Origin of the sequence: Curtobacterium sp. KBS0715 (genome assembly GCF_005938005.2) — a bacterium.
In the GTDB taxonomy this organism is placed as follows: Bacteria; Actinomycetota; Actinomycetes; order Actinomycetales; family Microbacteriaceae; genus Curtobacterium; species Curtobacterium flaccumfaciens.
The window spans coordinates 2,934,128-2,955,964 of sequence record NZ_VCCA02000001.1; the positions used below are offsets into that span (position 1 = coordinate 2,934,128).

The 21,837-nt window shown below is 72.8% G+C and carries 14 protein-coding genes; 5 read left to right on the forward strand and 9 right to left on the reverse strand.

The features are described 5' to 3' along the window. Positions 1–31: 31 nt before the first annotated feature. Both FFG40_RS13940 and FFG40_RS13945 read right to left on the reverse strand, forming a co-directional pair. Positions 32–1,009: a carbohydrate ABC transporter permease gene (locus tag FFG40_RS13940; protein ID WP_027465915.1), complete on the reverse strand. Its 978-nt coding sequence runs from the start codon at positions 1,007–1,009 to the stop codon at positions 32–34. Between the two features lie 157 nt (positions 1,010–1,166). After that, positions 1,167–2,450, reverse strand: a complete 1,284-nt coding sequence (locus FFG40_RS13945; protein WP_138803690.1) for an ABC transporter substrate-binding protein — start codon at positions 2,448–2,450, stop codon at positions 1,167–1,169. 294 nt (positions 2,451–2,744) lie between these two features. Here FFG40_RS13945 and FFG40_RS13950 point away from each other — a divergent pair, with 294 nt between their 5' ends. Then, positions 2,745–4,073: a glycosyltransferase gene (locus tag FFG40_RS13950; RefSeq protein WP_138803691.1), complete on the forward strand. Its 1,329-nt coding sequence runs from the start codon at positions 2,745–2,747 to the stop codon at positions 4,071–4,073. A gap of 143 nt (positions 4,074–4,216) precedes the next feature. Here FFG40_RS13950 and FFG40_RS13955 read toward each other — a convergent pair whose 3' ends face one another. Further along, on the reverse strand, positions 4,217–5,530 hold the full coding sequence (locus FFG40_RS13955; protein ID WP_185974189.1) for a glycosyltransferase family 2 protein: 1,314 nt from the start codon (positions 5,528–5,530) through the stop codon (positions 4,217–4,219). A gap of 157 nt (positions 5,531–5,687) precedes the next feature. Here FFG40_RS13955 and FFG40_RS17170 point away from each other — a divergent pair, with 157 nt between their 5' ends. The 4 genes from FFG40_RS17170 to FFG40_RS13970 all read left to right on the forward strand — a co-directional run bounded on the left by FFG40_RS17170 (position 5,688) and on the right by FFG40_RS13970 (position 9,650). After that, a complete protein-coding gene (locus FFG40_RS17170; RefSeq protein ID WP_155896838.1) occupies positions 5,688–5,861 on the forward strand; it encodes a hypothetical protein in 174 nt (57 codons plus the stop codon). A 113-nt stretch (positions 5,862–5,974) separates the two neighbouring features. Further along, positions 5,975–6,919 carry a beta-1,6-N-acetylglucosaminyltransferase gene (locus FFG40_RS13960; RefSeq protein WP_138803693.1) on the forward strand — a complete coding sequence of 315 codons (945 nt, stop codon included), beginning with the start codon at positions 5,975–5,977 and terminating at the stop codon, positions 6,917–6,919. Then, positions 6,916–8,442, forward strand: a complete 1,527-nt coding sequence (locus FFG40_RS13965) for a lipopolysaccharide biosynthesis protein (RefSeq protein WP_138803694.1) — start codon at positions 6,916–6,918, stop codon at positions 8,440–8,442. The genes FFG40_RS13960 and FFG40_RS13965 overlap by 4 nt, the downstream gene beginning before the upstream one ends. Next, positions 8,439–9,650, forward strand: coding sequence for a glycosyltransferase family 4 protein (locus tag FFG40_RS13970; protein WP_185974190.1), 1,212 nt, complete (start codon positions 8,439–8,441; stop codon positions 9,648–9,650). Before FFG40_RS13965 ends, FFG40_RS13970 begins: the two co-directional genes overlap by 4 nt. A gap of 20 nt (positions 9,651–9,670) precedes the next feature. On the opposite strand, the gene FFG40_RS13975 is transcribed toward FFG40_RS13970, so the two are convergent. The 6 genes from FFG40_RS13975 to FFG40_RS14000 form a co-directional block, all read right to left on the reverse strand. Next, entirely contained in the window at positions 9,671–10,639 is a 969-nt protein-coding gene (locus tag FFG40_RS13975) for a glycoside hydrolase family 16 protein (RefSeq protein ID WP_111056285.1), read from the reverse strand. After that, the gene (locus FFG40_RS13980; RefSeq protein WP_185974191.1) at positions 10,624–12,936 is read right to left on the reverse strand and encodes a PIG-L family deacetylase; all 2,313 of its coding nucleotides are present in this window, start codon (positions 12,934–12,936) and stop codon (positions 10,624–10,626) included. The genes FFG40_RS13975 and FFG40_RS13980 overlap by 16 nt, the downstream gene beginning before the upstream one ends. 58 nt (positions 12,937–12,994) lie before the next feature. Continuing rightward, positions 12,995–16,558 carry a glycosyltransferase gene (locus FFG40_RS13985; protein ID WP_138803697.1) on the reverse strand — a complete coding sequence of 1,188 codons (3,564 nt, stop codon included), beginning with the start codon at positions 16,556–16,558 and terminating at the stop codon, positions 12,995–12,997. Next, entirely contained in the window at positions 16,555–17,520 is a 966-nt protein-coding gene (locus tag FFG40_RS13990; protein WP_071246821.1) for a glycosyltransferase family 2 protein, read from the reverse strand. Before FFG40_RS13990 ends, FFG40_RS13985 begins: the two co-directional genes overlap by 4 nt. Beyond that, positions 17,517–18,461, reverse strand: coding sequence for a glycosyltransferase family 2 protein (locus tag FFG40_RS13995; protein ID WP_260678884.1), 945 nt, complete (start codon positions 18,459–18,461; stop codon positions 17,517–17,519). Before FFG40_RS13995 ends, FFG40_RS13990 begins: the two co-directional genes overlap by 4 nt. Positions 18,462–18,888: 427 nt before the next feature. Continuing rightward, complete coding sequence (locus FFG40_RS14000; protein ID WP_138803698.1) at positions 18,889–21,672, reverse strand: AMP-binding protein; 2,784 nt, start codon at positions 21,670–21,672, stop codon at positions 18,889–18,891. Positions 21,673–21,837: the final 165 nt, after the last annotated feature.

Sequence of the window (21,837 nt, forward strand, 5' to 3'; positions counted from 1 at the left end):
GCGGAGGACCGGGGGCGGTCTGCTGCGAGGGTCACTTGAGTTCACCCTTCTGCTGGGCGGCCTGCGTCTGCACGACGTTGGCGCCGAGGAACCGGACGAAGACGAACGCCACGATGAAGATCACCAGGAAGGTGATGGTCGACAGTGCTGACGCGGAGTTGAAGCCCTGCCGGATCTGTTCGACGACCAGGATCGACAGGGTCGTGGTGGCGTTGCCGGAACCACCGCCGCCGCCGGTGAGGATCGCGGGCAGGTCGTACATGCGCAGCGCGTCGAGCACGCGGAACAGGATCGCGACCATGAGCGCGGGCTTGATGAGCGGCAGGGTGATGAGCACGAAGCGCTGGAACGTCGAGGCGCCGTCCATCTTGCCGGCCTCGTAGACCTCCTCCGGGATCAGCTGCAGCCCCGCCAGGATGAGCAGCGCCATGAACGGCGTGGTCTTCCAGGTGTCGGCGATGATGACCGCCCACCGGGACGCCCACTCGCCGCTCGTCCACAGGATCTGCTGCCCGAGGACGTGGTTCAGCACGCCGTTCGCGTCGAAGATGAAGTACCAGAGCTTCGCCGTGACGGCCGTCGGGATCGCCCACGGCACCAGGATCGCGGCACGGACGAGGGCGCGGCCCTTGAAGTTGCGGTTCATGATGATGGCCATCCACACGCCGATGACCGTCTCGGCGAGCACGGTGACGACGGTGAAGAAGAACGTGTTGCCCATCGACACCCAGAACTGGGAACCGAGGCTGCCGGGCGGACACGTGACGTTGCCGCACTGCTGGCCGAGCCAGTGCGCGTAGTTCGTGATGCCGGCGAACCCGCCCTGCACGAACAGGCCGGTGGCCTTGTCGAGGCCCTGGTCGAGCTGGAACGACTGGATGATCGCACTGACGACCGGGTAGCCGATGACGATCGCGAGGAGCAGGATCGTCGGGCCGATGAGGTACACGGCCCAGCGGCCGTGCTCGGCGTTGAGTCCGCCCTTGCGCCGTCGGCGCTTCGGTTCCATGCCCGTCGGGTTGGGGATGGCTGCGGGGATCTCGGTTGCTGCTGACACGTGTCGGCCTCCTTGCCGGGGGTGTCGGAACGCAAGTAATGGGCGGGCGGGAGGCCCGTGGCGGACCCGCCACGGGCCTCCCGTCCGACGCGGCGTGAGCCGCTGTGTGTCAGCTGCTGGTCGCCGACTTCAGGGCGTCCTGCATGTCCTTCATGGCTTCGTCGACCGACTTCGATCCCTTGAGCGCCGCGTAGGTGTTGTCCTGGATCGCCTTCGTCACCGCCGGGTAGAACGGCGTGACCGGGCGCGGCTCCGCCGACTCGATCGACTTGAGCAGCGTCGGCAGGTAGGGCAGCTCCTTCGTCAGCTCGGGGTCGGTGTACAGATCACCGACGACCGGGGCGAGCGAGCCCTGGGTCGCGAAGAACTTCTGCGTCTCGTCCGAGGTCAGGAACTCGAGGAAGTCGTGCGCGGTGGCCTTGTGCTTCGAGTACACGCTGATCGCCGCGTTGTGCCCACCGAGCGTGGAGGCACCGACGCCGTCGGCACCGGGGATCGGCGCGATGCCGAAGGTGTCCTTGACCTTCGACGAGCCGTCGGTCTTGGCGAGGCTGTAGACGTACGGCCAGTTGCGCAGGAACAGGAGCTTGCCGGCTTCGAACGCGGTGCGGCCCTGCTCCTCCTGGTACGTGATCGCCTCGGCCGGGATGTTCCCGTCCTCGAACGCGTCCACCAGGTTCTGCAGGCCGGCCTTCGCCTTGTCGGTGTCGACGTCGGGCGCGCCGTCGCTGCCGAGCACCGAACCGCCGGAGCCGTTGATCGCCTCGGAGGCGTTCACCGTCAGTCCCTCGTACTTCGCGAACTGCCCCGCGTAGCAACCGATGCCGGCGTCCTTCGCGATCTTGCAGTCGTCCATCATCTCCTTCCACGTGGTCGGAGGCGTCTTGACGAGGTCCTTGCGGTAGTAGAGCAGCGCGCCGTCCGAGGTCTGCGGTGCGGCGTAGAGGGTGTCGTTGTAGGTGGCGGTCTTCACCGTCGACGGCAGGAGCTTCGAGGTGTCGAGCTTCATGTCGCCGGTCAGCGGCGTCAGCCAGCTCTTCGCGGCGAACTCGGCGGTCCAGACGACGTCCACGTCGACGACGTCGTAGTTCTCGTCCTTCGCCTGGAAGTGCTGCACGAGGTCGTCGTGCTGCTGGTCGGCCTGGTCGGACTGTTCCTTGAAGGTGACCTTCTCGTCCGGGTGGGCCTTGTTCCACTTCGCGATGAGCGGGCGGACGACGTTCGAGTTGTCCTTGCCCTGCACGTAGGTGATGGGTCCGCGGCTGTCCTGGCCGCTCTTGGCGTCGTCCGAGCCGGCGCCGGAGCTCCCGCTCGAGCAGCCGGTGAGCACGAGGCCGATGACGGCGACCCCGGCAACGGATGCGAACCGCACCCTTGAGCGTGTTGTCTTCACAGCGTTGTCTCCTCGTTGAGATCACCAGGGGGCATCGACCGGGTTCGACGACACGGCCCTGGAGCAAGCGCCGCTGCCTGCTGGTGGAGGAAGCTACGCCCGGTCCAGCGGGAGCGCAACCGGTTGCATCGGTTCCGTGACCTGAGCGTGACCCATGAGGTTCCCGTGGCTTCCTGGGTGAGCGCTCACCCCCGTCGGGGGCACACGCACCGCGCTGCGGAACCCCGCACGAACCCCGCTACTGCTGGTCCGGTCCGTTGTCCGGACACCGCGGGCGGTCGTAGCGTCCCGACCATGACCCTGCACTCCTCCGTCACCGTGCCCGGCCCCCGTCGGGTCGTCAGCGTCGACCTCGACGCTCCGCTGCCGCGCCTGGTCGCCGACGAGTCGGGGTCCTCCGCGCTCGTCGTCGGCTACCGCGACGGTTTCCCCGTCACCACCCTCGACGTGCTGCTCACCGCGGACCCGGCCGACGCCGCCCGCGCGATCGCACCCCTGGTGGACGGCCTCGCCCGGACCTCCGGTGCGTCCCAGACCCCGATCCCCGACCTCGACCTCCCGCTCATCTCGATCGTCGTGTCGACCATCGTCACCCGGGTCGAGGACATCCGGAAGCTGCTCGACTTCCTCGAGCACCTCGACTACCCGCGGTACGAGGTCATCCTCGTCGACAACCGCGTGAAGCTGCCCGAGGTCGACGCCCTGCCCGGGCTGCTCGAGGGCCGCGACGTCCGGCTGGTCACCGAACGCCGTCCGGGCTGCTCCGCCGGTCGCAACGCCGGGGTCGCCGCGGCGCACGGCGAGATCATCGCGTTCACCGACGACGACGTCCGGGTGGACGCACAGTGGCTCCGGTCCATCGGCACGCGCTTCGTCCGCGAGCCCGAGGTCGCCGCGGTCACCGGGATGATCCTGCCCGTCGAACTCGAGACCCCCGCGCAGATCTGGTACGAGGCGTACTACGGCGGCTTCAGCGGCGAGCGCACCTTCCAGCCGGTGACCATCGTGCCGGACGACGTCCCCGGGGTCATGCGTCACGCGCAGGCCCGGGCCGTCCGCCCCGACGGCTCGGTGCAGAAGCACTTCGCCGTGTACGGCATCGGCGGCTACGGCGCCGGCGCGAACTGGGCGGTCCGACGGTCGGCGTTCGACGCCGTCGGCGGGTTCGACCCCGTGCTCGGGGCCGGTGTGCCCGCCCGCGGTGGCGAGGACCTGGCGATCTTCATCGACATCCTGTGGAGCGGTGGCCGGATCGGCTTCGAACCCCGCGCGGTCGTGCACCACCGGCACCGGCAGGACCTCGCCGGGCTGCACGGGCAGCTCCACTCGAACGGCGTCGGGTTCACGGCGCTGATGTGCGAGCTCATCGCGAAGGACCGCCGGCACGCGATCGTGCTCGCGCGGCTGATGCCCCGCGCCGGCAAGATCAAGCTGAAGCAGCTCGTGTCACGACTGGCCGGCCGGCGTGACGCCGCGGCCGAGAGCATCACCGAGGCCTCCACGACCCGGATCCCGCGCTCGCTGGCGTACCACGAGTTCCGCGGCTTCCCGGCGGGCCCGGCTGCCTACTTCCGCAGCCGTCGGTTCTGGCGCGAGGTCGAGGAGGGCCGCTTCCGTCCGTAGGCGGAGCAGCAGACGTCCGCACCGGAACGGACGGGAGGCCCGTGGCGGCGTCGCCACGGGCCTCCCGTCCGTTCCGGTGCGTGCGGTGGAGCAGTGCACGCGGTGCGTGCCGTGCACGCGGAGCGCGGCCACCCGCGCCGCGGTCACCCGCGCCGCGACCGCCCGACGACGTAGCGCCACGGTCCGCCCAGCGCCGCCACGAGCTCGACGCGCTTGAGGCCGGCCGTCGCCTCGCGGAACGCGTCGTCGACGGGCCACCCGCCGACGGCGTCCACCGCGGCGGACACCTGGTCCGCACCGGCGCCGGTGCCCTGTCCGAGCGCCCCGAGCTGCCGCAGCGCCCCGACCGCCCGACGGAGCACGGCCAGTGCGGTGCGCGGTCGCAGCATGAGCTTCGCGACCCACGCACCGAGGCCGGTGCCGTAGCCGAGCGCCTGTGAGCGCAGCGCCGCACGGTCCGGCCGGTGCTTGTGCCAGACGACGGCCGAGGGCTCCACCGCGAGCGCGCCGCCGGAGAACAGCACCCGGGTGAACAGGTCGGGGTCCTCGCCGGCGCGGGCCAGGGTGCCCGGGCCGAGTGCCACGTCGAACCCGCCCAGGGCGAGCGCGGCCGAACGGCGGAGCGACATGTTGGCACCGGTGCCGAACGCGCCGACGGAGAACGGGAAGAGCGGCAGGTCCGCCGGCGGCGCCGACGTGCGGAACACCCGGCGGTCGGTGTTGCGCGCCCAGGTCACGCGCTCGTCGAAGTACCGCTGCGTGGGGGTCCGGAGTTCGCCGCTGGGCACGAGGCCGGTCACGCAGACGACGTCCGCGTCGCGGGCGTACGCGTCGGCGAGCGCTGCGAGCCAGTGCCGGTCGACGACCACGTCGTCGTCGACGAAGGCGACCACGGCCCCGGACGCGAGGGCGAGTCCGGCGTTCCGTGCGCGCGAGACGCCGGGTCGGGCCTCCAGGACGTACCGCAGGCGCGGGTCCGCGAGCGACGTGACCACGTCGCGGGTCGCGGTGGTGGTGGGCGCGTTGTCGACGACCAGCACCTCGAAGTCGTCGTGCTCGGACGCGAGCACCGAGCGCACGCAGCGGCGCAGGTCCTCGGGCCGGTCGCGGGTCCCGATGACGACGGAGACGCGTCCGACCGGCGTCCCCGCGGGGGCGGTCGGGAGGCCCGTGGTGCGCAGGGCGCGCAGGGCCGGTCCCAGCTCGGCCGGGTCCACGCCGCCGTCCGCGTCGACGCCGACGTCGACGAACCCGGCGATCTCGCGTCCGTCACGGACGAGCAGGCGGGCGCGGCGGAAGCCGGTGGCGCCGGCGAGTTCGACGGCGGACGCGGCGAGCGCCTCCTGTCGGTCGACGGCGCCGACCCAGGCCGCGCCGGCCCAGGCGGGCACGTCCGGGGACGGCATCGCGGGCGTGAGCGTGAGCACGCGGGTGGTGGTGGCCTGCTGGTCGGTCATGGTCCGATGCTCCGGTGGGGCTGCTGCGGGGTCAACGGCGGCTGCCCGCGGTTGCGGCGACGGTCGTCCGACTTGCGGTTTGCCGCCAGCACACGCCCCCGGACGGTAGGATCGTGAGGACGACTCGGCGGCAGCACGCCGGGCACGAGGAGGACGCATGTCGATGGGCCCCACCGACGAGCTCGGCGCCGTGCTCCCCTCGGAACAGAGCGTCTTCGTGGTCGACTCTGTGACCTGCGTCTGCGGCCACGTGCAGGACGCCCACGAGCACTACCGTCCGGGCACGGACTGCGCCCTCTGCGACTGCCAGAAGTTCCGCAAGAAGCGCTGATCAGGCCTTCCGGGCACTGATCGATCGGGGGCGGTGCGGGAAACCGCCGCTTCCCCGCAGACGGGCACGGGTCGCCTTGTCGGCCCCGGAACGGCGCGGTTAGCGTCGCGTCCATGGCCATCTCCCCCGCGGTCCCCGCGTGCATCGTCCTCGCCCACGAGGACCCGGCACACGTGCGCCGACTCGTCGAGGCGCTCGACCCGTTCCCGGTGTTCCTGCACTGCGACGCGCGCACCCCCGAGACGGTGTTCCGCGCCATGACCGACGGACTGCCGGATCGTGTCCGGATCCTCCCCCGCATCCGGACCGGCTGGGCGCGCTGGGAGAACGTCGCCGCCGAGGTGTCCGGCTACCGGGCCGCCCTGGCCGAGACCGACGCCTCGCACGTGGCTGTGCTGACCGGCAGCGACTACCCGCTCGCGAACCCCGCCGAGATCACGGCCCTGCTCGAGGCGCACCGCGAGGAGTCGTTCATCTCGGTCAACCCGCTGCCGTTCGCACCGTGGGGCCGTGACGGCGGCATCTCCCGCATCCGGTTCCGGCACTGGGCGTGGCGGAAGCACATGCTCCGGCTGCCGGTCCCCCGCCGCGTGCCGGCGAACGTCTCCTTCGCCGGTGGCTCGCAGCTCAAGGTCCTCGCCCGCCGGCACGCCGCCGCCGTCGTGGACACCGTCGACCAGCGCCCCGACCTCGTCCGGTTCTGGCAGCGCACCTGGGTCGCCGACGAGACCTTCGTACCGTCGGTGCTCAACTCGCCGTCGCTGACGCCGGGGTTCGCCGACGAGCACGTCTCCCAGCCGCTCTGGTGGATCGGGTGGGACGGCACCGCGCGGAAGAGCCCGCCGTGGTTGACCGTCGCCGACGCGGGGCAGCTGCTCGAGCGTCGGACCGACGCGGACGTCGAGGTGCACCACCTGTTCGCACGGAAGTTCTCGACCGACCGGAGCGGTGACCTGCTCGACGTCGTGGACGCGGCCTTCGGGCTGCGCCAGGGCGCGGGCGCGGCGACGGCGTCGGCGTCGGCACGGCAGGATGCGACAGCGGTGGTCGCGCCGTGAGCTTCCCCCCGCAGACCCGCCGCGAGGCCCGCGCAGCGCGCGAGGCCGAGGTGCCCGTGCCCCTCGCCGCGGAGCCCATCGCACCCGTGCCCGAGTCGCTCGACACCGGGTCGGTCGCGGTGCGGAAGGGCGCCTCCGTCCTGTTCGGCCGCGGCCTGCTGTACGTCGTCGTCTGGTCGATGCAGCTCGTCGTCTCGTCGCTCATCTCCCCGGTGCTCGCCCACCTCATGCCGCCGGCCGAGTTCGGCGTCCTCGCCTCGGCCATCGCCCTGTACCAGGCGCTCGTCGTGCTGGCCGTGCTCGGCATCGACCAGGCGTCGGTGCTGCAGCGGGCCGAGGACGGCGACGACCGCCGGGCGCGCGGCCTGCTCGCCGTCGGCATGGTCACCGCGATCGTCGTCACCGTCGCGGCGCTCACCACGATCCCGGTCTGGGCGGACGCCGCCGGCTTCGTCGGCAACCACCCGCTGCTCCTCGTCGCGGTGCTCTGGACCGGCCCGGCCGCCATCGTGCAGATCTCCCTCGCGCTGCTCGTCGCCCAGGACCGCATCCGGGTCTTCGCGGTGACGAGCCTGCTGTCCTCGATCGGTGGCTCGGTCATCGGCCTCGGGCTCCTCACCTGGGTGCAGGCCGACGCGACCACCTACGCGTGGGGCGGCGTCGTCGCCCAGGGCGTGGCGATGGTCATCGGCATCGCGGCGACCCGCCCGCGTCTCGCCGGCCTGTTCGACCGCAAGACCACGGCCCGGGCGTTCCGCCTCGGCGTACCGATCGCCCTCGGCAACCTGTCGTACTTCGTGCTGAACGCCGGCGACCGGATCGTCGTCCAGCGACTGCTCGGCCCGGACGAGGTGGCCCGCTACCAGATCGCCTACGTCGTCGGCTCGGCCGTCATCCTGCTCCTGACCTTCACCAACCAGGCGTGGGCGCCGCACTTCGCCGCCCTCCGCGACCCGGTCGCCCGCCGGCAGCTCGCGATGCACTCCCGCGACGAGCTGTACAAGATGCTCGGACCGGTCCTGCTCGCCGTGACCCTCGTGTCACCGGTCGCGCTGCCGATCCTCGCCCCGGCGTCGTACCGCGTGCAGGAGCTCTCGGTCGTCGTCTTCGTCGTCGCGATCACCGCGTTCCCCGTCGTCGCCAGCGGTGCGACCGGACGCCTGCTCCTGGTCGAACGCCGCGGTGTCGCCGTCGGGGTGATCGCCGCGATCGCCGGCGCCGTGAACATCGGCGCGAACCTCGTGCTCGTGCCCGTGCTCGGCATCGCCGGCGCGGGCCTGGCCACCGTCGTCGCCTACGCGATCCTCGCCGCCATGCAGCTGCTGGCCCTGCCCGACCGCCGTGAGTGGCGTGGACCGGGGCCCCGGATCGTCCTGACGACCCTCGCCGCGCTCGTCGTGGCCGCCGCGTCCCTGCTCCTGCCGCAGGACGTCCTCTGGAACTGGATCCGCATCGCCGGGGTGGTCGCCTGCCTCCCCTGGTTCCTCCGCCGACTGAAGACCGCAAGGGGTGGTGTCTCGTGAGACCGCGACAGACTGCACACGACGGCACCCGCCGACTCCGCGTCGGCGTCCTGGTGACCGGACTCGCCATCACCGGCGGACTCGAACGCTGTGTGCTCGAGGACACCCGCGAGCTCGTCGCCGCCGGCCACGAGGTCGAGGTCTGGCACCGGAACGCCCAGTCCCCGCGCGCCGCCGAGGGCCCACCGCCCTACGAGGCGATGGGCGTGACGCTGGTGGAGGCCACCGACTACCGGTTCGGGATCACGACCGCGCTCCGTGACGCCTGGCGCTTCGCCCGCGAGGGGCTGCGGATCCGACGATCGCACCTCGACGTCCTCTGGTTGAACCGGCCCGAGTACCTGCCGTTCGGCCGGGTCGCGTCGTTGGTCTCCGGCGTCCCGCTCGCGGTGCACCTGCACCACGCGCCGAACTACCGGCGGCTCGGACCGATCGCCGGCGGCCGCACCCGCTACTTCGCCGTCTCGCACGCGATGGCGCGCGCCTGGGCGGAGTCCGGCGTGCCGACGGACCGCATCACGATCGTGCCGAACGGTGTCGACACCGACGCGTTCCCGGCCGCCACCCCGGCATCGGTGCTCGACGCCCGCGCGGCACTCGGCATCCCCGAGGACACCCCGACGGTGCTGTACTACGGTCGGCTCACCCGGTCGAAGGGCGTGCTCGCCCTCCTGGAGGCATGGGGTCGCGTCCGCACGGCGGCCGCGGCACGCGTGCCGGTCACCACTCCCCCCGTGGCCGGTCACGCGGCGCCCGCGCCGCTCCTCGTGCTGGCCGGTGCGCTCTACCCGGAAGAGGCCGACGCCGTGCACTCCGCGATCGACGCGCTCCCCGCCGGTTCCGTGCTCGTGCTCCCCGAGCGGGACGACGTCGTCCCGCTCCTGCACGCCGCCGACGTCGTGGTGGCGCCGTCCCTCGAGCCCGAGGGCTTCGGGCGGGTCGTGGTCGAGGCGATGTCCGCCGGCCGTCCGGTCGTCGCCGCCGCATCGGGCGGCACCGGGGAGATCCTGTCGGGCGACTGGGCGCGGTACACCGTCGACCCGGCCGACCCCGACGCACTGGCGGAGAAGCTGCTCGACACCCTCGACGAAGCCGAGCTCGACCCGTCCCTCGCCGCACGGTGCCGCGCGTGGGTCCGTGACCGCTACGGGCGCGAGCCGCACGTGCGAGCGCTGCTGCTGGCCCTGCTGGCACACGCCCGGCGCTGACCGGGCCGGGCCCGCCGCCGTCAGCCGGCGGCGGGTCCCGTGGACGGCAGCGTGGCCCGGGGGCTCTCGCCGTCGGCGGGTACGTCGATCGTCATCCAGTCGACCAGCAACGACCCGGCGGCGTCCCGGGGCGGCAGGCCCTCGAGGGATCCCGTCTGCACGACCAGGTGCATGCGTTCCACGGGGATGTCCTGCGTGGTGCTCCCGACGACCTCGTCGTCGACCAGGAACGACATCCGCGAGGGCGTCCACTCGATCGTGTACGTGTGCCAGTCGGCCAGCGACGCGTCGGTCTCGTGGTGGACGCACTTCTCGGCCGGGTCGACCAGGCAGTGCACGTTCAGCCAGGCGGGCGCACCGAGCGCACCCTCGGGGAAGTCGATCTCGCCGTGCGCCCAGACGTTCTCGTCGCTCCAGAGCAGCACCGCCACCCCGTACCCGTCGACCTCGTCGCTCTTCATCCGGATGCTGTAGCGCCCGGAGGTCTGACCACCCCATCGTCCGTCGACGAGCGGGACGACACCGCCGGCGAGCGGGGTGCCCGCCTTCGTCGTGCGCAGGTGCATGTCGAGCATCCCGTCGTGGGCGCTCAGCGTGGACGCCTGGTACCGGCCGGTCCCCGCGGTGTCCGCGAAGCCGTGGTAGACGGTGAACCGGTCGTCGTAGGCCGCCTCGAACCCGCCGGACGGGGTGGTGTCGTCGAAGTCCTCGGAGAACACCCGCTTCCAGCCGTCCCCGTCGCCGGTCGGCATCGCGACCCCGCTGGGGCCGGGGCCGACGGACGTCGTGCCGGTGGTCGCCGCGGCGACGGCGCCGACGGCGACCACCAGGGCCGCGGCCACGATCGCGACCCGTCGTCCTCGCGTCCGGAGTGGGGTGCGGTGGCGGGAGGCGCCGAGGCCGTGCGCGGGTGCTGCGCCGTGCGCGGCGGCCGACTGCTCGGCGACGGGGCGGGGGCCGTCTTCGTCCGGGGTCATCCAGCTGCCCATGCGCGGACCTCCGAGAGACCGACGTTGATCGTGCTGTTCGACACCCCGGTGGTGGTGAACCGCACCCAGGTGACGTTCCGGGCGGTGAAGTCCACCGTCCGGGCACTGCCGTCGTTCGGGAGCTCACCCACGGCGACCTGGCTGCCGTCCGAGAACGTCAGCGTGCCGCTCGTGATCTGGTCGTCGCTGTTCGGACGGTCGTGCAGGACGATGCGCTGGAGCGCGACGGGGGCGGCCCAGTCGAGCTGGATCCAGATGCCGGTCCGTCCCCAGGGGACGGCCCACTCGGCGGTGTGGTCGACCGGGTGGCCGGACACCACGCCGTCGACGGCCTTCGCGACGGTCTGGCCGTCGGCCGGGTTGTCGGCGATCGCCGTCGGGGTGGCCGAGCCGGTGACGTCCCGCAGGCCCGGAGCGGGCGTGGGCGTGGGGGTCGGCGTCGGGGTCGGCGTCGGCGTCGGCGTCGGGGTCGGCGTGGGCGTCGGGGTCGGCGTCGGCGTCGGCGTCGTGCCGCCGCTGCTGCTCGCCGGCGAGAGTGCGCGGATCTCGGCGAGACCCACGTTCTGCGTCCCGCCACTGACCGAGGTCACCGTGAACCGCACCCACGTGACACTGCGCGCCGCGAACGTGATCCGCTGCACCGCACCACCGTTGCTCAACGCCGGCACCTGCACACTCGAGCCGTCCGAGAACGTCAACGTCCCGCCCAGCACCTGGTCCACCGTGTTCGGCCGATCAGCGAGGTCGACCGCGTCCAACGCCGTCGCCTTCGCCCACCCGAGCTGGATCCACGTCCCCGCACGACCAGACGGCGCGACCCACTCCGCCGTCGGCGCATCCGGGTACCCGCTCACCACACCGTCGACCGCCTTCACGGCCGTCTGACCGTCAGCCGGGTTCTCCGCACTCGCCGTCACCGACGCCGAACCCGTCACGTCCGTCCGCGTCGGGGTCGGTGTCGGCGTCGTGTCGGCCGGGGCCAGTGCGCGGATCTCGGCGAGACCCACGTTCTGCGTCCCGCCACTGACCGAGGTCACCGTGAACCGCACCCACGTGACACTGCGCGCCGCGAACGTGATCCGCTGCACCGCACCACCGTTGCTCAACGCCGGCACCTGCACACTCGAGCCGTCCGAGAACGTCAACGTCCCGCCCAGCACCTGGTCCACCGTGTTCGGCCGATCAGCGAGGTCGACCGCGTCCAACGCCGTCGCCTTCGCCCACCCGAGCTGGATCCACGTCCCCGCACGACCAGACGGCGCGACCCACTCCGCCGTCGGCGCATCCGGGTACCCGCTCACCACACCGTCGACCGCCTTCACGGCCGTCTGACCGTCAGCCGGGTTCTCCGCACTCGCCGTCACCGACGCCGAACCCGTCACGTCCGTGTGGGTGGGGGTCGGGTCCGTGGGGTCGGTGGGGTTCGTCGGCACCGGCGAGCCGGCGGTGTACTGCCGGCTGAGCCACGAGGTCTCCGGTCGCGCCGAGCAGGCCTGGTACGACGCGCAGGTCTCACCGTCGTGGGCGGCGTAGGTGAAGAACGCGTCGGCCTTCGCCTGGGTCTGTGCTGTCGTCAGGTTCGCCGGACGGTCGGCGATCGGGTACCCCATGTACCCGGTGAATCCGTGCGCGCCGGTGTACTGCCGCTGCACCTGGTCGGTCAGGTAGGCGACCGTGTGGTGGTCGCTGTGGTCCCCGTCGCCGTACTCGCCCTCGTGGTCGAGGGTGTGGATGTCCGTCGGTGCGAAGTCCTGCACGATCCCCTGCAGCGTCGCCCGGAGCTGCGCGAGCGTGTACGTGGCGCTGTGCGGGGCGTCGGCGACGGTGTGCAGCGTGTCCATGTCGCCCGTGTACAGGCGCTGGAGGCTCTCGTACCCGTTCGCCCAGAAGCCGTTCCCCTCGACGTTGCCGTCCGGCAGGTCCATGAAGACCAGGCTGATCCGGGGGTCGGCCGTCAGGGTCTCGGTGAGCAGGGTCCGTCCGGCGACCGTCGTGGAGCCGGTCGTCGATGCCGGGTCGACGCCGGCCATGCTCGCGTAGGCGGCCATCAGCCCGACCTGGCGTTCCTGCCAGTACCAGTCGGGCTTTCCGGCGTCACCGGCGGTGACGATCACCGAGCGGACGCAGCGCCCCGCGTCGATGTCCTTCCGCAGGTCGGTGCCCTGGAAGAGCAGGTCGTCGTCGGGGTGGGCGACGACGTTGAGCACCCGCCCGGCGCTGCAGTCCGCGGCCGCGGCCACGGCGGGCTGGACCGCGAGGTTCGGCGCGACCAGCACGGCGAGCACCGTGGCGACCACGCCCGCGACGGACGCGACGGTGGCCCGTCGCGTCCGTCGCGGTCTGTCGGAGGTCGGTTCAGTCGGTTGCATGGCGCAGGCCCTCCGTCGTCAGTTCGTACATCGCGGTCGTCCCCGACGACCAGACCCGCTTCCAGTAGGGCGAGGACGCCATGGCGGCGGCGAGCTCCTGGTAGTCGGCGTCGCTCTGGTAGCCGTACCGCTCGTCGTAGGCGCCGAAGGGCTCCGCGACCAGGGCGTAGTAGCCGGTTGCCGACCAGTTCACGACCAGCTCCCGCGTCACGTTCGACAGGTCGGCCTCGGCGTCGTAGCCACCGGTCGGGTCGGGGTACGGGCCGAGTGCTTCGCGGGACAGGTAGCCCACGTCGAAGTACCGTGCGCCGGTGTTGCTCGGGACGGCGTTGGCCGAACCGGTGAGCAGCATCACGGAGCCCGCGGGTGCCGTGCGGTCGTAGTACTGCGTCGCCGCGGACTGACTCCGGGTCATGACGCGGTTCCAGTCGAGCGAGGTCTGCCCGAACGCACCGATCGCGACGAGCGCCGCCACCGCTGCTCCGGCGACCGCGAACCGCACGGCGGACGGACGCATCCCCCGCTGCAGGAACGCACCGACCGGGGCGAACCGACCGGCGGGCATCGGGAGCGCCGCCGCCAGGATCGCGATCCACGGCGTCGCGAAGAGCACGACGCGGAAGACGCCCTCCTGGCCGTAGTTCGTGGCGACGAGCAGCGAGATCGGGCTCGCAGCGGTGGCGAGGAGCGCCCAGTGCGTCCGGTCGCGCCGCATCAGCACGGTCACCAGGGCGATGAGCCCGAGCACCACGAGCGCGGCTGCCGGGATGTCGAACGCCAGGCGCGTGACGAGCGGCTTCGGCAGGACGGTCATGTCGTGCGCGGGCGGCTGCACGTTGTCGAGCACGCGTCCGACCGCCGCGAGCGACAGGAACCGTCCGAGGATGTCACCGTTCAGCGCGGCGAAGACCACCGCCGGCACGAGCACGACGACGGGCAGCCACCAGGGGCGGAGCATCCGGAAGACGATGAGCGTGACGAGTGCGGCGACCGTCAGGTACGGCGAGATCTGGTGCGTCACGGCGAGCACGACGCCGATGACGGTGATCGCGATGATCCGCGAGAGCCCCACCCGCCGTGCCCGCGGCTTGGCGGCGACGGAGCCGTCGGCGGTGGTGACAGCGGCGTCGCGCAGCGGTCCGGTGGCGAGCACGAGGATCACGATCGACATCAGGATGCCGGTCGACTGCGGCGAGAAGTACGTGGTGTTGAGCGAACCGGTCATCGCGGTCAGCAGCGCTGCGATCCACGGCCGACGGGCACCGGGCAGCCAGTGCGCCGCCAGGACCCCGACCGCGATGGTCGTGCTGAACGCGAGCAGGACCGGCACCCAGGCGGCGATGAGGATCGTGTTGACGATGCCCCCGACGTCGGCGACCCAGGCAGCGCCGGCGAACAGGCCGGACCAGGTCTGGAAGATGTCGGCCGACGGGTTGGTCCCACCGAACTGGCGGATGTACTCGACGACACCGATGTGCCGGGCCGCGGCGGTGACGGTCGGCACGCCGTACGTCATCGCTTGGGCGAGCTGCACGACACCGCCGAGCACGACGACGGGCACGGCGAGCCCGCGGCCGCGCACCAGGGCGATGACCGCGGCGACGACGACGAGCGCGAGGCCGACGACCAGGCCGGGGCCGAGCGAGCCGAACAGGCCGGCCGGCACCGGGTCGCCCATGTGGGTGAGCGCGGCGACGACCACGACGACGAGCCCGCCGAGCGAGAGCGCCGTCACAGTGGCGGTCGCGCTCCACCGGGGCCGTGCGGTCGCACGGTGCTCGAGTCCGGCGCGACGGAGCTCCGCCACGTCACGGGGTACCGAGACGGCGAGCGCCGCAGCGGTGAGCACGACGACACCGACGAAGGGGACCGTCGGCGCCCAGATGTGGAAGGTCGCCATGGTGTACCCGATGCCGATCGTGCCGACGAGCGACCCGGTGACGGCGAGGACGGCGAACCGTGCGAGGGACATCGGGCGGACGAGCAGCATCGGGGCGACCCCGAGCAGGGCGAACAGGAAGACCGCGACGGCGCTCGCCCGCAGGGTGGGCAGCTCGACGACGCTGCCGACGGCGGCCAGCACGAGCGTCAGCACGACGATCGCGGCGGCACCGAGTCGCGCCGCCGGCCCCATCGCGCCACCGGGGGTCGGTCGCGCCGGCCCCGCGGTGTCGAGGCCGCGCTGCAGCTCGTGGCGGCCGTGCGCCGTGCGGTCGATCGTTCCCGCGCCGCCCATGCGTTCCCGGAGCGCCAGGACCGGAGCGGTGAGCACGGATCGCCGCTCGACGCGACGCAACCGACGCTTCGTCGCCGCGAACTCCGCGTCGACGGCGTCGACGGTGTCCGCGTCGCGCGCGGAGCCCGTCCCGTGGCCGTTCGCCGGAGCAGCGTCGGCAGCGTCGTCGCCCTGCTCGAGGCCGAGGCGCGCGAAGGCGCTGATGGCCTCCGGTGCCGCGTCCACCGAGGCGGTCAGCGTGTCGCGGTCGAGTGCGTTCTTGGTCATCCAGGCTCCGAGTCCGTGGCCGTGCGCGGCAGCGGCGGCGCGGAGCGACGCGACGTCGTCCGCCGATCGCTGCCACGCGATCGCGGCCGGTTCGACGGCGATCGCGGATCCGGCGAACAGCAGTCGTGTGAAGAGGTCGAGGTCGTCGCCGCCGCCGACGCGGGTGCCGGGGCCGAAGGCGGTGTCGAACCCACCGATCCGGAGCGCGGTCGCGCGGTGCACGGCGAGGTTCGCGCCGGTGCCGTAGGCCGAGGCGGCGAAGGGGTGCAGCGGGAGGTCGTCGACCGGGTCGTCGAGCCGGAACACCCGGCGGCGGACGGTCCGCCCGCCGGGGGTGCGGTCGTCGTGCCAGCGCTGCGCCGGCGTCCGGAGCTCGGCACTCGGCACGAGCCCGGTGACGCAGGCCACGTCCGGGTCGGCCGCGAAGGCACGGGCGATCGCGGCGATCCAGCCGCCGTCCACGACGGCGCCCTCGTCCACGAACGCGACGACGTCGCCGGTCGCGACGAGCAGGCCGGCGTTCCGCGCGGCGGCGAGGCCGCCGTCGGGCGCGGGGATGGTGGTGACGCGGCGTCCGCCGATGTCGACGGTCGCCACACCGCCGTCGTCGGCGCCGTGCGAGACGACGACGACGTCGAAGTCGGGGTGTCCGTTCGCGAGCACCGACCGCATGGTCGTGCCGGCGGCGCCGTCCGTGCAGAGCACCACGGTGACGGAGGGCAGCACCAGACCTGCTGCCGGCCGACGCTCGGGTGCCGGCATGGGCCGGATCGCGCGCTGCAGCGCACGGACGTCGATGGTGCCGCCGATGCGGCGGCGTTCGGTGATCTCGGCCTCGACGAAGCCGAGCGGCTCGCCGTGGTCGCGGACGAGCAGTCGTGCACGTCCGTACCCGGCCGATCCCTGCAGGGCGATGACGTCCCGGTGGCTCGACGCGTGCACGTCGGCACGGTCGACCTCGCCGACCCAGAGCGCGCCGTCCCAGGTGGGGACGAGCGGCCCGGTCACGACCGGCGAGAGGACCATCGCCAGGGTCGCGCGGGTCACGGTGTGCCCACCGGCTGCGGGAGCGGGGCGGGTGCGGGCGGGGTCCGCACGACGACGGTGCCGAGGACCCGGCCCACGGCGTAGCCGGCGACCGTCGAGACGACGGAGAGCGCGATGGCGTACGCCCGCAGGCCTCCGCCACGACCGACGTGACGCAGTTCGCGCAGCACGGCGCCCGGGATCACGCGGGTCAGGTAGGTCGACTCGCTGGCGAGCGAGTCACCGGTGCCGACCCGACGGCTCAGCACGGCCTTCGAGATGCCCTCGTAGTAGCTGCGGCGGCGCAGGTAGCGCATCGTCACACGGTCCGGGGAGACCCGGTGCGAGACGTTCGAGCGCGGTTCGTGCCGGATCCGCGCGCCGGGACGGGCCTGGGCGATGCGGATGCAGAGTTCGGTCTCCTCGCAGCCGAGCGGCTGGTTGCCGACGCGGCCGATGCCGGAGCGGAAACCGCCGGCGAGCAGGATCGCGTCGCGGCGGAACGCCATGCTCGACCCGATGACGTTGCGGACGTCGCCCGGGGTCTCGGGCAGCCCGCGGTACGAGCACCCGACGATCCAGAGCAGTTCGTCGGCGTACGGGCCGGGGCCGGTCGCGGTCGGCCAGGACGGCGTGGCACGACCGCCGACACCGACGACGTCAGGGTCCTCGAGCGCGGTGAGCATGTGCCCGAGCCAGTCGGGGTCCGCGGTGGCGTCGTCGTCCAGGAACGCGACGACGTCGGCGTCGGTCAGGGCGACACCGGTGTTGCGGGCCCCGGAGAGTCCGCGGTCCTCGGTGTTCGGGACGACCCGGAGTTCCGGCCAGCGCGCGGCGGCGCGGGCCAGGAGTTCGGGCTCGTGGTCGATGACGACGACGACCTCGGGGCCCTCGGGCTGGCGCTTGGCCGACTCGACGCTGTCCTGCAGGTCACCCCAGCGCTGCTGGGTGTAGGCGCAGATGACGACCGCGACGGTCGTCACGCGACGTCCTCCTCGAGGGCGACGACGGACGCGACGACGGACGCCCCGGCAACGGCGGACGCAGCGACCGGGGTCGCGACGGACGCAGCGACCGGCGTCGCGGCGGCGGGCGCAGCAGCGACAGGAGCAGCAGCCGGCGCGGCGAGCTGCTCGGCCGGCGGCACGACGCTCATCGCGGCGCGACGGACCTCGGCACGGCCGATGGCGGCGCGACGACGCTCGTGCATGATCGACTTCAGCACGCGGATGCCGTCGGTCACGGCGTTGAGGTTGCTGGAACCGTGCACCCGGAGCTTCTCGTGGCTCGGCACCTCGGTGATCGCGAGCTCGGCGGCCGACCAGCGGCAGGTCAGGACGGTCTCGATCTCGAACCCGTCGCCCCACAGCATCGAACCGTCGGCCGGCTTCGGCAGCTCGGACGACAGCAGACCGATCTCCGGCAGGACGTCCGCCCAGAAGGCGTTGTAGCCGTAGCAGAGGTCGCTGTAGCGGGTGCCGAGGATGATGTTGCAGAGCATGTTCAGGCCGCGGTTGCCCATGTTCCGGACGATCGTGATGTCGTCGCTGCCACCACCGAGCGAGTACCGGGTGCCCTTCGCGACGTCGGCGCCGTCGACGAGCGCCTGGACGAACCGCGGGATCTCGTCGGGGTCCGCGGAGCAGTCGGCGTCGAACATGACGACGATGTCGCCGGTGACGGCCTCGAAACCGCAGGCCAGGGCGTTGCCCTTGCCCTTGCGGGTCTGGTGCACGACGCGGATGTCGGGCATCACGCGCTGGGCGGCGGCGATGGTGTCGTCGACGGAGTTGCCGTCTACCAGGATCACCTCGTACACGGGCGGGAGCTTCGGGAGGATGATCTCGAGATTGCGGGCCTCGTTCCGTGCCGGGATGACGACGGAGACCCTCGGGTCTGCAGGGCGAACGGTACGTGCGGGCATGGCGCGGTCCTGTCGGGTCAGGGTTGCTGTCGGGTGGTGGCTCGTCGAGACGAGCGGCGCGTCCTCGGTTGACGCATCGACGACGGTGACCGTCGTCGGTCGAGCAGCGGGACGCGGGTACGACGCCGCCTGCTTGCCGCGGGTGAGTGGGTACTCTCCCCCGCGGTTCCAACCATCGCCGTGGCCAGCGGGAGGGTCAATGCGCGGTGCGGTCCCTTGCGGACACCCGGGTGCGGATACGGAAACCCGCAACCCTCGTGCAGGTCGGCCCTCCGGCGCGGCGGCCGGCGGCTGGTGGACGCAGGACGAGCGGACGGGCGCGCCCCGCAGAGCGGCAACGCGAAGCGTTGCGCGGGGCGCGCTGACCGAGCCTGCGAGGGAGGTGTGCCAGCCGGCACCGCGCCTCCCGTCCGGTCGTGGGCCGGTCTCAGACCTGCGGCACGTCCGACGTCTCGAAGGCGGCCCGCAGCGCGACCGCCAGCTCGGCGACGTGCGGTTCCCGCAGCAGCGACGTGTGCTCGCTCGCGATCCGCACCATCTGGGTGGGCCCGCGCAGCAGGGCGGACCACCCGGCGGCGTCGGGGTTGGCGTCGGCGAGGACGTAGGTGGCCCTCCCGTGGAACGGCGTCGGGTGGTGGCGCCTGGTGACGATCTCGGCCTGGTCGAAGAACGCGTCGAAGTCCTTCTGCCCACCGTGCCGCAGCACGCCGGCCGTGTACGCACGGAGCCGCTTGGCGAACAGCGCTCCGTACGGCACACCCGCGGGCAGCACCCGCCTGACGGCGCGGTCGAGCCCCCGCTGCACGGCGCGGACGGCGGTGTTCGGCTGGTCGCGCGGCTCCATCCGGCCGAAGTGCAGGCGTGCCTGTTCGGACTTCGTGCGGGGCAGGTAGGTGTCGAGCAGGACGACGTGCTCCACCTGCTCGCCGCTCTCCGTCAGGAGCCGGGCGATCTCGAGCGCGACGAGTCCGCCGAGCGAGTGCCCGACGAGCAGGTACGGGCCGCGGGGCTGCACGATGCGCATCAGGGCGAGGTAGCGGCGGGCGCTCCGCTCGATGTTCCAGTCCGGCATCCCACGGCGCTCGAGGGCGTGCTGCTGGAACGCGTACAGGTCGTGTGCGGGCAGGTGCCGCGAGAGCGGCAGGAACGTCAGCGCCAGGGCACCGCCACCGGCGAAGCAGAACACCGGCGGACGGCCGCCCTCGCGCGCCTCGGACACCTTCACGACGTCGGGATGGCTCGGCAGCGCGCTCGTCCCGCTCCGCACCCGTCGGGCGAAGGCGCGGAGCGTCGGGTGCTCGAGCACGTCCGAGGAGCGCAGGTCGACCCCGAGCCGGTCCTGCACGACGGCGAGCATCTCCTCGGCGGACAGCGAGTCGCCGCCGAGCGCGGAGAAGTCCTCGTCCAGGTGCACGCCCCGGAGCCCGAGCACCTCGGCCCAGATCTGCCCGACGACGAGCTCCCACTGGTCGTACTCACCCTCGACCATCTCGGTCTCGACGCTCGGCGCCCCCGGGAGTTCGGCCCGGTCGACCTTGCCGCGCTCGTTCCGCGGCAGTTCGGTCATCGGCACGATCGACGCCGGCACCATGTACTCGGGCAGCCGCTCACGGAGCGCCCGGCGGAGCGCGCCCGGTGCCGGAGTGCGGTGCCCCGGGCGACCGACCACGTAGGCGACGAGCCGGGTGACGGAACCGGGGTCGACCTGTGCCGTCACGACCGCGTCGTGCACCTCGGGGACCGCGCGGAGGGCCGCCTCGACCTCACTCGGCTCGACCAGGTAGCCGCGGACCTTCACGGCGTCGTCTGATCGGCCGAGCAGCACGAGCCGCCCGTCGGGGTCGACGCGGGCCAGGTCGCCCTGCCGCCAGCTCGGGGTCCCGACGGGGATGCCGGCGACGGCCTCGGCTTCGCCGGTGCGTCCGGCCCGTTCGGCGGTCTTCTCCGGCGCGCCCCAGTAGCCCGCGGTCAGGGCGTCGGAGACCACGACGAGCTCGCCGGTCTCCCCCGGGTCGGCAGGGCTGCCGTCCTCACGGAGCACGAGGACCGTCTTGCCGGGCAACGGCCACCCGGCGGGCACGACGCCCTCGGGCACCGGCTCGCCCGGGGCCACCGGGCAGTACGCGACGCACGCGGTCTCGCTCGAGCCGAAGGCGTTCAGGAGCAGCGTGTCCGGGTCCAGGTGGGGTCGAGCCGCGGCGAGGTCGGCGCCGGTGACGGACTCGCCCGTGGTCATCAGGAAGCGCAGCCCGCCGAGCACCGGTGCGGTCCCGGCGGCCGTCCCGTGCGACCCGGGGGCGCTCTGCGACCCGATGATCGACCGCAGCAGGTGCGGGGTGCAGACGAGCACGTTCACGTCGTCGTCCCGGAACCGCCCGAGCAGCCGCTCGACACCGAGTTCACGCGGCTCGAGCAGCACGATGGTGCCGCCGCAGAGCAACGTGTCGAACGAGAACAGGAGCCCGGCGGCGAAGGACAGCGGCAGGACGACACCGAGCCGGTCGCCGGGGCCGAGGCCGAGCGCGACCGCGTCCTGCTCGGCATCGGCGATCTGCTGCCGGTGCGTCAGGACGACGCCCTTCGGCATGCCGGTCGAGCCGGAGGTGAAGACGATGGCGAAGGGGTCCCGACCGCCCGGGCGCACGCCGACGGTGTCCGCCGACGGGGCCGCGCCGGGACCGCCCGCGTCCAGCAGTTCGCCCGCGTCCAGCAGTTCGCCGAGTGCGTGCACCCGGCCGTCCCGCTCCGCGACGACGGCAGCGGCCAGCGCCGCACGCTCGGTGTCGGCCACGATCTCGTCGACGCCGGCGAGCCTGGCCACGTGCGCCAGACGTGCTGCGGGCAGGTGGTCGTCGAGCACCACCACGGTCCGTCCGGCACGCACCAGCGCGAGGATGCCGATCACGGCCTCGGTCGACTGCCCCGCCATCAGCCCGACCGGCTTCGACGCCCCGCCTGGGATGTCGCCGACGCCGGCGCCGCTGTGGTCGTCGGGTCGGAGCGTCACGGCCAGTGCTGCGGCCAGCGCGCGCGAGGCCCGGTCCGCTTCGGTGTACGTGTAGGGGCGGCCGTCGCCCGCGAGCGCGGCGGCGTCGCCCCGGAGCGCCACCACGCGGTCCCAGCGGTCCAGCACGGAGTGGTCGGCCGCCGCGGGCACGGCTGCGGGGTGGTTCCAGGGATCGACGGTCGTCAGCGGGTCGACGGAGGTCACGATGACACCTCGGGTGCTCAGCAGCGGACCGTCACGACTCCCGCGACGGTCTTCCGACCGTAGGTCCGCGCTCCCCCTGCCCGCGAGCAGTCGAGAGCCCGGTGCGGGGAACCGCAACCGGCCTGGAGGCGCGACGGCGCCCGCCACGGACGGTACGGCTCCGGA